This is a genomic window from Aureispira sp. CCB-E, assembly GCF_031326345.1.
Classification (GTDB): Bacteria; Bacteroidota; Bacteroidia; order Chitinophagales; family Saprospiraceae; genus Aureispira.
In genome coordinates this window covers 6,119,430-6,133,030 of record NZ_CP133671.1, presented here as the reverse complement: position 1 = coordinate 6,133,030, position 13,601 = coordinate 6,119,430, and the positions used below count along the sequence as shown (strand labels likewise).

Below are 13,601 nucleotides of genomic sequence, written 5' to 3'. Positions count from 1 at the left end.
TTTTATTTAATTAAACAGTTAGTTAAAATTTGACATGATTTTTGCTGTTGAAAAGGTACAAAAAATCAATCCATTTATAAAAAAAAAAGATAGCTTAGAGAAGACTTCAAACTCAAGTTTATTTTACAAACGGGACTAGTATATATGTATAAAATTGGCGTTAGCAAGGTCGAGATGACCTATTTTAAAGAAGGAGCAGGAATGTTAGGGTATGGCATGCATTTTCATAAAATAGAAGGTGTAGAAACTCCCCAATATGCACGTGCTTTTGTTGTTGAAAATGACCATAAAAAAGTTGTTTTTGTGAATGCAGATTTCTGTTTTTCAACAAACTATCTTAAAACCAGAGTGCTTACTCGTTTAGTGTCGGAAAAACCAGAATTGGGCTATTCGGATGCAAATGTAATGATTACAGCACAGCATACACACAGTGCGGCGGGTGGGTATACTCAACATTTGGCGTATAATTTTACAACCCCTGGTTTTAAAGAGGATGTTTGTATGCGTTATGCAAATGCTATTTTTGATGCTATTGTCCTAGCAGATAAGAATAAGAAACCTGGCAATATCAGCCATCACAAAGCTATGTTTGATAAGGACGCTGAAATATGTTTTAATCGTTCTATTCGTGCTTACAATCAAAACCCAGAAGTTGGCGTACGTATTCCTATGAAAAAACGTCATTTGGCTGCTGATCGAACCATGAAATTATTGCGATTTGATGATGCTGATGGGAAACCTATTGGTAGTTTGAACTGGTTTGGCGTACACACAACTAGTGTTTCAAATCGCTATCGCAAGGTTTGTTATGATAATAAAGGATATGCAGCTGATATGTTTGAAAATTATCTTCAAGAGAAATATGATAACAAAGATATTGTAACAGGTTTTGCACAAGATGCAGCAGGAGATATTAGCCCTAACTTTATATGGGATCGTAGAAATAGAGAGTACCGTGGAAAGCATTTGGATGATTACGAAAGTGCGGCTTATAATGGAAAACTGCAAAGCGATAAAGCCAAAGAGATTTTTGAATCTGCTTCTAAGATTGGTAAAAAAATAGAAGGCGATATTGATTATTTATTGATGTATGCAGATATGTCGGATGTTGGTATTGACGAATCTTATACAGGAGGGCTAAAACATGAAACGACAAGTGATCCAACTTGGGGAATGTCTTTTTTGGAAGGAACCACAGATGGTCAAGGAGCAGCTAAAATTGTAGGGCAAGCAGTTCGTGTGTTTTTGGGATCAATTCGTCAAGTCGAAGTGATGGCAGCTAGAATGAGCAAAGACGAGGCACGTCAGAAAAGAGTAATTGGTTATTATAATGCGCATCACCCTAAGGCAATTGTTATTAATCATGCAACAGGGGTAACAGCAGGCGCTATACATCCTGAGAAGTTGGTCGTTCCTGGATTTGTTGATCCGTCGATTAAATTTATCAAATTTGCCAATAAGGTAGGTTATGGGAAAAAAACACCTTGGATACCTAAAATTTTACCATTGCAAATTTTTATTATTGGCAATATGGCAATTGTGGGCGTACCTTCAGAAATAACAACGATTGCAGGAGCTCGCTTGCGCAAGACGGTAGCAAATGTACTAGAAGAACGAGGCGTTTCAGAAGTTTTATTGTCTCCTTATGCGAATTCTTATGCAGGCTATATTACCACCTACGAAGAGTATCGTTTGCAATTGTATGAGGGAGGTCATACGCTGTTTGGCAAATGGACTTTAGCGGCTTATCAGATGAAGTTTAGACAGATGGCAGAGGAACTTTTGAAAGCCCCTGAAGATCGAAAGAAGGTTGCCTTACAGCCCGAAATATTCGATATGAAGGATATTTGGACAGGTATGGATGACTTAGGTATATTGGCTGCCTTAGAGGCTACGGATGAATTGCTTGAATCGGGAGAGGAAGAAGAAGAAAAAGACGAAGAAGAAGCGGTTTAATAAACGGTGTTATTAGTAATCACTATCCTAATCAATAATTAATGAAGAAAAGAACTTATCCATATTATAAAAATGCATTTGAAGGACAAGCAATGCCCTTTGCCTATGTTGATTTAGATTTTTTTGATCAAAACATAAAAGATATTCTAGAGCGTGCCAATAGAAAAAATATTCGGATTGCATCTAAGTCGATTCGCTGTGTTCAGTTGATGCGTCGAATATTGGATTATAGCGAACAATATCAGGGGATTATGTGTTTTACAGCAACCGAAGCGGTTTGGTTGAGTCGCCAAGGCTTTGACGATCTGTTGGTTGCTTATCCTACGTTTCAGGCAAAGCATATAGAAGGCGTTGCCCAAGAAGTTCAAAAAGGGAAAAAAATCTATTTAATGACGGATAAGTTAGAGCATCTTCAGCAGATTAATAAAATTGGTGAACGCTTGAAGTTGAAAATTCCTATTTGCATGGATTTGGATGTTTCTAGTGATTTTCCTGGGTTGCATTTTGGCGTTTATCGATCTAGTTTGTGTACCCTAGAATCTGTTAAAATCTATTTGGAGCAGTTGAAAAAATTCCCTTTTGTAAACTTGAAGGGGATAATGGGTTATGAAGCACAAATTGCAGGGGTAGGAAATCAAGTGCCGCATCAAGGAGTTAAAAATAGGTTGATCAGAATATTACAAAGACGCTCTATTAAGGAAATACGAGAGCGCAGAGGAAAAGCAATCGAGTTGGTAAAGGAGGCAGTTGGTGCACTAGACTTTGTGAATGGAGGAGGGACTGGAAGTGTGGAAGTGACTAGCGAAGAGGAGGGCATTACAGAAGTAGCTGTGGGCTCAGGATTTTATACCCCTACTTTATTTGACAATTACGAGCATTTTCAACATTTGCCAGCGTCAGGGTATGCCATAGAGATAGTGCGTCAACCGCAACAACAAATTTATACTTGTTTGGGAGGTGGTTATGTTGCTTCTGGTCCTTTGGGGATCGACAAATTACCCAAACCCTATCTTCCCGATGGTTGTGAACTCTACCCCAATGAAATGGCAGGCGAAGTTCAAACGCCTATTTATTATAAAGGAAAAGAATCGTTGCAGATTGGCGACCCTATTTTTTTTCGACATAGTAAGGCTGGAGAACTATGCGAGCGATTCAACGAGTTGTTATTGCTGAAAGGAGGTAAAGTAGTAGAAAAAACAGAAACGTATAGAGGAGCAGGGCAATGCTTTTTGTAATGATGCGAATAGTTATTTTTATAATAACCATAAAATCAATGGAGGGTGATTAAAGTTATCGGAAAAATATTAAATTTTTTGTAGCTTTATTAGCTACAATAGTTTGTTGATTTTTATACAATAATTGCTTCCAATTTAACGGAACGATATTGCACGGAGTTAGTTTATAATTCATTAGCTTGTTCTAAATGAAAATTGTGAGCGAGGGCAACTAATTCACTTTATTACTATAACATCAATTAATTTGCTGAAATGATAGAAGGACTTATCAAGAGCGTTGCTAAAAAAGGAACCCAATGGTCTAATTGGGCTGGTAATGTAGCGTGTGTTGCGGAGCATATTTTTTATCCTAGAACAGAGGCGGACATAATCGAAGTGATTCAGTTGGCAGCAAGAGAAGGAAAACAGATACGGGTGGTTGGAGAAGGGCATTCTTTTTCGCCTTTGATAGCAACGGATTGCTTTATTCTATCGCTTACTTATATGACGGGAATTATTGACGTAGACAAAGATAATTTGCAGGCAACAGCTTGGGCAGGAACGTCGATTAATAAGGCAAATGCAGCGTTGTTTAAGTTTGGAGTAGCTATGATTAATTTGGGCGATATTGATGTTCAGAGCTTGGCGGGGGCAACGGCTACGGGGACACATGGCACAGGAACTGCTTTCGGAAATGTTAGCACAGAGATTGTTGCCTTTACAATTGTTACTGCCGATGGTAGAATTCTTAATTGTTCTAAGGATGAAAATGCAAGATTATTTGCGGCAGGAAGAGTGTCACTAGGGGCTTTAGGAGTAATTACTAAAATAACTTTTAATGTAGTAGAAGCTTACAAATTGGAATATAAATCCTCTGCCAATGATTTTTATGAAACGTTAGATGCGTTAGAAGCTTACAATCAAAAAAACAGAAATTTTGAATTTTATTATTTCCCATATTCCAATCAATTGCAACTAAAAGAGTCCAATGTCACAGATAAGCCTATCAAACACAATAAAATTTTAGCTCATATCAATGATGTATTTTTGGAAAATACAGTTATGAAATTGGTCTGTAAAGTTGGGGGTGCTTTTCCTAGTTTGACCAAAACATTGGGTCGATGGATGGCAAAAGCAGTGCCCAAAGGTGTTACCATAGATTATAGCCACGAAATTTATGCAACTGTTCGTGATGTGCGTTTCAAAGAAATGGAATATAATATTCCGATAGAGCACTTTAAAACTTGTATTCGAGCGTTCAAAGATCTGTTGGAGGAAAAGGAATACGAGGTGTTTTTTCCTGTGGAATGCCGTTTTGTAAAAGGAGATGATATTTGGTTGAGTCCAGCTTATGGGCGAGATTCGGCTTATATTGCTGTTCATGTGCCAGCAGCGGCTGAACACAACCCTTATTTTAAAGAGATGGAAGCTTTATTTATGCGTTATGACGGGCGACCACATTGGGGTAAAATGCACACAAGAACAGCAGAGAGTTTATCGGCTACTTACGAAAAATGGGATGACTTTTTGGCACTTAGAGCAGAATTAGACCCTAATGAACTATTTTTGAATCCTCATCTTAAGAAAGTCTTTGGATTAGAATAGATAATATTGTTCCTTACTTGCCAATTGTAGTGTTTTTAAACACCATCCAATGAAATTTAGGATGGTTTTGATCTTTGTGTTTTAATTCATCTTTCATTTCTTGGTGCAATAGGGGCAAGGCGTGAAAAGGAACCGCAGGATAAGCATGATGTTCGGCATGGTACGGCATGTTCCACATTAAGAACTTGACAAAGGAGGGCGCAGCAATACTTCTCGTTTTTTCTAAAATAGAACCTTCGTGAGGAAGTCCGTTGTGTTCTGCTGCGGTGTAACTTGCCAACATACAATGCCCAATTAATAAACCTACGAACAATCCCCAAAAGCCATTGTTAACAAATAGAGCCAATCCAACGATGCTCAATTGCACCATCAATATTGCCCAAGATTCTAAGACTATTTTTAAACGAACTTCTGGACGGATAAACGGATAGACATTTTTGCGCATAAACTCTGGCATTCCCAAGGCTCCAACAATCGTCATTCCTAGTTTGAACATAAATAGAGGAAAGCCCGATAACCAAGTTAGGTAAAAAGGTAAACTGCTTACAACAGAGGGAATGGCTTTGCCGCCCAATGATATTTCTGGATCTAGACCAGGTTCGTGGGTATGGCGATGATGTGTAAAATGTAATTCTCTGAAAATACTAGAGGGGTAGATATAGCTAAGTCCAGTTATAAAAGCGATGATTCGATTGAGTTGGGGAGACTTGAAGGCTGTGTTGTGTACGCATTCATGTTGACAGGCAAAAAGACTGCAAACTAACATTCCAAATATTAATAAAAAAACAATTAATAGGATGGTAGAATGATTCCAACTCCACACAATTCCTATCCCCATACTTACAAAAAGACTATACATACTTATAAAACGACTTAAAGCAGTCGTATTATTTTTCTTCAAGAGTTTTTGCATGACTTGGGGATTTATATGGGGACTTTTGTAGAAACTTTCTTGCATAATCTTGATGTTTTGGCACTTAAAAACAAAGGCTTAGTGGCATGGTAAAATACCAATTTTTGATCTGAATATTTCTATGAAATAATTTTTTTTGAATAAAAAATTTAAAATCTAATTTGAAACCCTACATAAAAAGAAAAGAAGAAGTTTTTTGAAAATTAGGTAGAGAAAAGAAAAAGACAGGTCATATTTGTAATGCGAATATCAAACAAAACCTGTCAATATGAAAAAAAACGATTTTTTCACAAGTCAAAGATAGTTTAAAAAGTCTATATCAGCAAGAGCCATCGGGGCATGCACTAAGCCGTTTGAACACTTTGTGTGGCTTAGTGACAGGAATGATTAAACGAAAAAGTAGCCATTTGCCAGATATAGGTAGTGGTTTACCTCAAGATATAGATGCCGCAAGTCGAGTTGTTCATGCCAAACGATTTCTGTCAAATAAGTGGACAGATTACAAGGTACATTATCTTCCCTTTCTAATTGCATTTTTACGTTTTGCTTTATCCAAAAAGAATAATAATCAAGACATTAGTTTAGTAATAGATGGGAGTCAAATGGGAAGTAAACATGTCGCTCTTGTTGTCAGTCTAGCTTGGAAAAAACGTAGTATTCCTATTTGTTGGGTAATCAGAAAAGGGCGTAAAGGACATTTCCCCCAACAAATGCATTTAGACATTATTCAACAAGCAGCCGAAATCTTAAAACCGATTCTTTTTACTCAAACTAAAGTGACTTTATTAGGAGATGGAGAGTTTGATGGAGCATCTATACAGCAATTATGTCGCCTAAAGTTAGGCTGGAAATATGCTGTAAGAACAGCCAAGAATACAATTTTACATGAGCAAGGAGACTGTTTTAAACCTCGATTTACAAAAGTACCAGATGGAGAAACATTTTTGTTTATCCCATCTGTTGAGTTTTCTAAAGAGAAAATTCAAGATGTAAATTTTCTGCATTGGCATGATCCTAAATATGATGAGCCAATATTTTTGATTAGTAATCTAGATGACCCCTTTGAAATTATAAGGCAATATGAACTGCGTTTTTCAATTGAAACCATGTTCAAAGATTTCAAATCAAGAGGATTTAATATGCATAAAACAAGATTAAAGGAAGCTTATGACATATTTAATCTGTTGATTGTTGGTGCATTAGCTTTTTGTTTTATTATGGGATTTGGTGCTTTACATCAAAACAGTCCAGTAAAAAAGAAAGTTCAAGAAAAACAAAATCAACAGTTTTCAATTTTTACATTGGGCTTAAAATTAGTTCATTATTTTATTGAAAGGGAAATCCCTTTCGTCTTTTCTCTCATATTTTCAAAGAACTCGTCTTAGTTTTTTCTAAGTTTTTATGTAGGGTTTCAAAAAATCTAAGAAGGATTAATTCCCAGAACCCTTTTTTTTATTAAAAAATTAATATCTTGTTGTTTCGTGCTTGATTTTAAATGCTGTATTTTTTGGCAAGATTATAGCCACTTATAAAGCATTTGATAGCACAGATAGACAAGATATTATATCATAAAAAGGTTCTTTTAGAGACAATTGCAGAAAACTATTCATGGGAATAATATGTTTGGCAAGATGTCGGAGAAAGAACTATTAAAAAATAACGTATTATGCAAGAGGAGAAGAATGGAATTGATGGAACAACGTCTCCCAAAAGAACAAAAGAATGGAATAGCATACACCAAATGAAAGCCTCTAACTCATGGACGGTTTTTAAAGTAATTGCTGAGTTTGTAGATGGTTACGAGCGTATGAATAAAATAGATCCTTGTGTATCTATTTTTGGTTCAGCACGTACCAAACCAGACAATCCTCATTATAAACTAGCCGAGCGTGTTGCTGGCTTGTTGGTAGAAGAAGGATATGGAATTATTACAGGAGGGGGACCTGGTATCATGGAAGCTGCCAACAAAGGGGCAAAAGAGAGCGGTGGTACATCAGTAGGACTTAATATTGATTTGCCTTTTGAGCAAGGTTACAATCCTTATATAGATGTAGATAAAGTATTTAACTTCAACTATTTCTTTATTCGTAAAGTTATGTTTGTGAAGTATGCACAAGCTTTTGTTGTGTTGCCTGGTGGGTTTGGAACCATGGACGAATTGTTTGAGGTATTGACATTGGTACAAACTAAGAAAATTGCTAAAATTCCAATCGTATTGATGGGTACAGACTTCTGGAAAGGCATGATTGAATGGATCAAAGGGTCTTTATTAGAGAAATATGCTACGATTAGCGCGCACGACTTGGATTTGATTCCAATTACAGATTCGCCAGAAGATGTTGTGAAAATTATTAACGATTTCTATGAAGCAGAGGAGTTAAAGCCAAATCTGCCCTACTAGATCGTTGCAAGAGTACAATGATTTATGATTGTTGCACCTGTTTATAAAACGAAGTTGCAGATTATTCTTCATTGCTCGCACAGTGCCTTTTTTTAAGATATTTAGTCCTCCCAGTTCTTAATTGAGGGGACTTTTTTTATTTTTATTAAAAATGTATAAAAAGGATTGAAATAAGAAACCGAAAATATAATAAGATAGGAATGACAAAAGAAGAATATGTAAGTACTTTTAGGGAAGAAGAATCAGTGGGGTGGCTTTTTTTAGATCGACAGTTGGAAACAGTGTATGGTAGCGTAGAACCTCGACATTACGCTGCTGAAGTGCCTTATGTGATAGGTGGGAATGATCCTTTAGATGGTGTCAGTATATACGATTCAGAGGCACAAAACAAACATTATCATTTGATTACTTATGGAATGTCCGAATTGTATTATGACGAAGAATTAGTTGGTGGAGATTTCAGTAAATGGGGATTTGAATTTACATTTCGATTGAAGCCTTTTGAAGCGGATGAAGGCGATCCATTTTGGGCAATAGAGGTATTGAATAATTTGGCGCGTTATGTATTTGAAACAGGCAATTGGTTTGAAGAAAATCACTTTGTACCTATCAATGAGCCAATTCGATTAGAGACAGATACGGATATTGTTGGTTTAATCTTTGTTCAAGATCCAGAACTAGGCAAAATAGAAACACCTCATGGAGATGTGACGTTTCTACAAATGGTAGGTATTACCTCTAAGGAGTTAGACACCTTATTAGAAAATCCAACAATAGAAGCAGTAGAGGCTTTAGCCAACAACTTGAAAAAAGATAATCCTTTGCTGATTACGGATTTGAACCGAAAGTAAAATGTAACGCACATTCTATTAGTTTTATGCATATTATGCAACTAACTATTGTGTTACAAAACAGTCAATTTATAGCATACAAAAAGACAGAATAGATGGATTTAATGACACCCAATAAAATAGAAGAAGATAACCTAAGTTACCAAAAACCTCCAAAGGAAATTTTAGATTTAGTAGACGTACCTCGGGCGCCATTTGTACAAGTAGATCGAAAAGGAAAGTATATGCTGTTTATTTACAGGGATAGTTATCAGACAATTGCAGCACTTTCGGAGGAGGAATTACGTTTGGGAGGGTTACGGGTTAATCCTATTACAAATATTGGGAGTCGAACTATTTATTATAATAACCTACAACTAAAATTATTACAAGATAAAGAAATTACGCAGGTCAGTGGCTTGCCAGCAATGCCTAAGTTAGCCAATTTTATTTGGTCGCCCTGCCAAACGAAATTAGCATTTACACACACAACTTCAACAGGAGCAGAAATTTGGGTGTTGGATATGGAAACAGCCCAAGCTCGTGCGTTAACTCCTGCTACTGCCAATGCCAACTTAGGAAATCCTATTGTTTGGTTTGAAGATAGTCAATCGTTGTTGGTTAAACTATTGCCCTCTTTAAGAATGAACTTAATTGATACCGATACCGCCGTTCCTACAGGACCAACAATATCTGTTAGCGATGGTTCTAAGGCACAAAACAGAACGTATCAAGATTTGTTAAAAAATCGAAATGATGAGCATAATTTTGAAGTATTAACAACATCTGAGTTATACAAAGTGGATTTAGATGGTCAACATACAAAATGGCTGGAAGTATCGGGTATGTATCGTTCTTGTTTGGTTTCTCCTAATGGCGAATATGTACAAGTAACGACAATACATCCTCCTTTTTCTTATTTGGTACCTTATACTAGATTTCCACACATAACTCGATTATATACAAGAAAAGGTGATTTGGTTCAAACGATTAATGATGTTCCTCTAACAGAAGATATACCAAAAGGATTTATGTCTGTTCGAAAAGGGCGTAGATTGTTGCAATGGAGAAATGACAAGGCTGCTAGTTTAATTTGGGCAGAAGCTTTGGACGAAGGAGACGCAGGGAAGGAAGTGCCCTTTAGAGATGCAGTTTATGAACTGGCAGCTCCTTTTACAGAAAAACCTAGGTTATTACTTAAAACAATCAACCGCTTTGATTCTATTGAATGGGGAAGCGAAACGTTTGCCATTGCGCATGATTATTGGTGGAATACTAGAAATACAAAAGTATACGGATTTAATCCTTCCAATGCGTCAGAGCAACCTGTAGTTATTTTTGATCGAAATTATCAAGATAAATATAGTGATCCTGGTCTGTTTTTGACAGAGAAAAACAAATTCAATCGAACAGCATTAACGATTAAAGAAAATGCTTTGTTTTTAATAGGAGAAGGACATTCCGAAGAAGGACAATTTCCTTTTGTAGATCAGCTAAATTTAGAGAACAACGAAACAAAGCGCCTTTATCAAGCGGAAGATAAACATACGTTAGAATCAATTTATTTTCCAATTGACTTGGAGAAAGGTTTGTTTATTGTTCGTATAGAAGCGCCAACAGCTTATCCGAATTATTATATTCGAAATATTTTCGAAAAGGATGACTTACAGCAAATAACGGCATTTGAAAATCCGTTTAAAAGCATTCAAGATGTCCACAAAGAGGTCATTAAATACACAAGAGAAGATGGCGTAGAACTATCTGGTACCCTGTATTTGCCCATAGGATATGATCGAGCAAAAAAAGAGAAAAAGCCCATGATTATGTGGGCTTATCCTCGTGAGTACAAAGATAATAATAGTGCTGGACAAGTAACAACAAGCTCCAATGAGTTCATCTATCCATTTTATGGTTCGATGGTGTATTGGGTAGCGCGAGGATATGTAGTATTGGATGATGCCTCTTTCCCAATAGTAGGAACAGGCGAAGAAGAACCTAACGATACGTTTAGAACACAATTGGTTGCTAATGCTAAGGCAGCCATTGATGCTGTAGATGCTTTGGGATATATAGATCGAGAACGAGTTGCAGTCGGTGGGCATTCATATGGCGCATTTATGACGGCTAATTTATTATCTCACTGTGATTTGTTTGCAGCAGGAATTGCTCGAAGCGGTGCTTATAATCGTACTTTAACACCCTTCGGATTTCAAAGTGAAGAACGCAATTATTGGGAAGCACCAGATGTATACAATGCTATGTCTCCCTTTATGCATGCGCATACAATGAAAACACCGTTATTACTGATTCATGGAGAGGCAGATAATAATTCGGGAACTTACCCATTGCAGTCGGAGCGTTATTTTAATGCTTTAAAAGGCTTAGGAGCGACAGCAAGATTGGTTATGTTGCCTAAAGAAAGCCATGGTTATAGTGCCAAGGAATCGATCTTGCATCTACTGTGGGAGCAAGATACTTGGTTGGAAAAATACCTCAAATAAAAGAACGGGCTACTGAATGCTCCATAAAGCATTCAGTAGCCTGTTTGTAATTAATAATATAAGCCTCAATTATTGTAGGTCTATTGGCACCACAATTCTACTTGTCATAGTTATACAGTTTGTAGCGCTCAATCAATTCAATCAAGATAGATGGGTATCTAGGATTGGTCGCATAACCTGCTTTTCGTAACCCTTTTGCCCATCCTTTGTAATCGTTGCGTTTTAATTTAAACAAATCTTTATAACGGCTGCTATTGGTCAAAAAATAAGAGTGTTCTTTGTAAGCATCATTCCCGTTTTTGAATACTCGGTAACAGCTTCCTTTATACTGAATTTTCTTACCTGTCCAACCACTACCACATTTAATTCCAAAGTGATTGTTCGATTTTTTTGCTAAAGGACTACTTCCATAGCCTGATTCCAAAATACCTTGGGCTAGTTTTATACTAGCAGGAATGCCTGTTCGGATGCTTTCAGATATGGCAATACGTTTGTATTGCTCCACATAAGCAACAGCATTTGATGGTCCTTTTATCGTATATTTTGCAGCATTGGAGCTACTAGAAGTTGTCGGAGGTTTGGAACTAGTGGTTGTTCTAGATGTGGTACAAGCACTGGTTAATGCGGTTAAAATACAAATAAAGAACAAATACTTTACGGACATAATCTATTGTGTTTTTAATGCGATTAGAATTATTGTATCGTAACGAATGCTTTGGAGAATTTCGTATTCCTAATTCGTTCGAATGAAGCAAAGCGCAAAAGTAGTATTTCTATTGTTTGGATAGAAATTAGCATGCAAAAATATTGGTATGATCATACATATTCCAACTTTATGCCAAATAAGAGGAATGCTCCAATTGTCTTGTATACTGTATTCCGTGTTTAAAAGAATAAAAACAATTGTTTTAGAAAGGAGGGTTTACAAAGTAATGTTGATATGTTGCAGAATAAGATCACTAGCACCGCTATTTTGCTGAAAGTAAAGTTGAGCTTGTTGTTGTATGGCAGAAGTTGTTTCTTTAGATTGTATTTGATGAATACAATTGATGGCAGTTTGAGCCTGTTTTATTTCAAATCCAACCCCTATCGCTATTAGATCCTTGGCTTCTTGAAATTTATGATGATTGGGACCAAAAAGAACAGGAATTTCAAAAACAGCTGCTTCTAAAATGTTGTGTATGCCTGCACCAAACCCGCCCCCAATATATGCTATATGAGCATACGCATAGATAGAACTAAGCATGCCGATATTATCTATAATTAAGACAGAAAATTCATCTAACTGAGAATTAGATACAGCAGAAGAATAACGAATACAAGTAGTAAAATCAAACAAACGCTCTATTTCTTTTAGGTGTTTTTCATTAATTTGATGCGGGGCTATGATAAGTTTTTGGTTGGGAAGTGTTTGCAGAACTTTGGCTAAAATTTGTTCATCAGGAGTCCATGTACTTCCAGCTACTAAGCAACGGTTGTTTGAACAAAATGCTTCTATGATAGGAAGGGGGGGGGCTTGTGCTCTTATCTTTAGTACTCGATCTAATCGAGTATCACCAGCCACATAAGCCGTTTGGTAATTAAGTTGATGTAATAAATCTAGGGATGCTTGATTTTGGACAAAAATGGTTTTGAAACAAAATAGCATTTGGCGAAAGAAGGCGCCATACCATTTAAAAAAAGCTTGGTTAGGGCGAAAAGAAGCTGATATAAGATAGGTTGGAATCTGTTGTTGCTGTAAAGTGGTTAGGTAGTGGTACCAAAACTCATATTTTACAAAAATGACTTGCTGTGGACGTACAATCGAAATAAATCTTAGCGCATTTTTTTTTGTATCAAGAGGCAAATAAAACACCCAATCTGCATCCGTATAATTTTTTCGAACCTCATAGCCAGAAGGCGAGAAAAAGGTGAGTAAGATTTTGAAATGTGGGTGTTGTTTTTTGAGCGCTTCTATAAGAGGGCGCCCTTGCTCAAATTCTCCTAAAGAGGCACAATGTACCCAAACAACAGGAGCCGTATTGTTGGCAAAGGTACTATTGAGTTGCTGAAAAATACGCTGGCGTCCATGCCTCCATTTTTGGGCTTTGGAATGACCACCCCAGGCGGCTATACGAATAACTAAAGTGTAAAAAAAAATAGCCGTGTTATAAAAAAATAAAGACATTAAATAGATGTAAC

The 13,601-nt window shown here is 36.6% G+C and carries 10 protein-coding genes; 7 read left to right on the top strand and 3 right to left on the bottom strand.

Features of this window, described 5'->3' with window-relative positions; genetic code table 11:
• The first annotated feature begins 144 nt into the window (after positions 1 to 144).
• The 3 genes from QP953_RS23855 to QP953_RS23845 all read left to right on the top strand — a co-directional run bounded on the left by QP953_RS23855 (position 145) and on the right by QP953_RS23845 (position 4,775).
• A complete protein-coding gene (locus tag QP953_RS23855) occupies positions 145 to 1,956 on the top strand; it encodes a neutral/alkaline non-lysosomal ceramidase N-terminal domain-containing protein (RefSeq protein WP_052592855.1) in 1,812 nt (603 codons plus the stop codon).
• A 41-nt stretch (positions 1,957 to 1,997) separates the two neighbouring features.
• Complete coding sequence (locus QP953_RS23850) at positions 1,998 to 3,191, top strand: amino acid deaminase/aldolase (protein WP_309553175.1); 1,194 nt, start codon at positions 1,998 to 2,000, stop codon at positions 3,189 to 3,191.
• 252 nt (positions 3,192 to 3,443) lie between these two features.
• On the top strand, positions 3,444 to 4,775 hold the full coding sequence (locus QP953_RS23845; protein WP_309553174.1) for a D-arabinono-1,4-lactone oxidase: 1,332 nt from the start codon (positions 3,444 to 3,446) through the stop codon (positions 4,773 to 4,775).
• Positions 4,776 to 4,788: 13 nt separating this feature from the next.
• On the opposite strand, the gene QP953_RS23840 is transcribed toward QP953_RS23845, so the two are convergent.
• On the bottom strand, positions 4,789 to 5,688 hold the full coding sequence (locus tag QP953_RS23840) for a fatty acid desaturase (RefSeq protein WP_052592862.1): 900 nt from the start codon (positions 5,686 to 5,688) through the stop codon (positions 4,789 to 4,791).
• A gap of 383 nt (positions 5,689 to 6,071) precedes the next feature.
• On the opposite strand from QP953_RS23840, the gene QP953_RS23835 reads away from it, so the two are divergent.
• The 4 genes from QP953_RS23835 (at position 6,072) to QP953_RS23820 (ending at position 11,420) form a co-directional block, all read left to right on the top strand.
• Positions 6,072 to 7,073 carry a transposase gene (locus QP953_RS23835; RefSeq protein WP_309552816.1) on the top strand — a complete coding sequence of 334 codons (1,002 nt, stop codon included), beginning with the start codon at positions 6,072 to 6,074 and terminating at the stop codon, positions 7,071 to 7,073.
• Between the two features lie 281 nt (positions 7,074 to 7,354).
• Complete coding sequence (locus QP953_RS23830) at positions 7,355 to 8,089, top strand: TIGR00730 family Rossman fold protein (protein ID WP_052592865.1); 735 nt, start codon at positions 7,355 to 7,357, stop codon at positions 8,087 to 8,089.
• Positions 8,090 to 8,289: 200 nt separating this feature from the next.
• Positions 8,290 to 8,940, top strand: a complete 651-nt coding sequence (locus tag QP953_RS23825) for a suppressor of fused domain protein (RefSeq protein WP_309553173.1) — start codon at positions 8,290 to 8,292, stop codon at positions 8,938 to 8,940.
• A 95-nt stretch (positions 8,941 to 9,035) separates the two neighbouring features.
• Positions 9,036 to 11,420: a prolyl oligopeptidase family serine peptidase gene (locus tag QP953_RS23820; RefSeq protein ID WP_309553172.1), complete on the top strand. Its 2,385-nt coding sequence runs from the start codon at positions 9,036 to 9,038 to the stop codon at positions 11,418 to 11,420.
• A 97-nt stretch (positions 11,421 to 11,517) separates the two neighbouring features.
• On the opposite strand, the gene QP953_RS23815 is transcribed toward QP953_RS23820, so the two are convergent.
• Both QP953_RS23815 and QP953_RS23810 read right to left on the bottom strand, forming a co-directional pair.
• On the bottom strand, positions 11,518 to 12,084 hold the full coding sequence (locus tag QP953_RS23815) for a glycoside hydrolase family 73 protein (protein WP_052592873.1): 567 nt from the start codon (positions 12,082 to 12,084) through the stop codon (positions 11,518 to 11,520).
• Between the two features lie 258 nt (positions 12,085 to 12,342).
• Positions 12,343 to 13,587, bottom strand: coding sequence for a glycosyltransferase N-terminal domain-containing protein (locus tag QP953_RS23810; RefSeq protein WP_309553171.1), 1,245 nt, complete (start codon positions 13,585 to 13,587; stop codon positions 12,343 to 12,345).
• Positions 13,588 to 13,601: the final 14 nt, after the last annotated feature.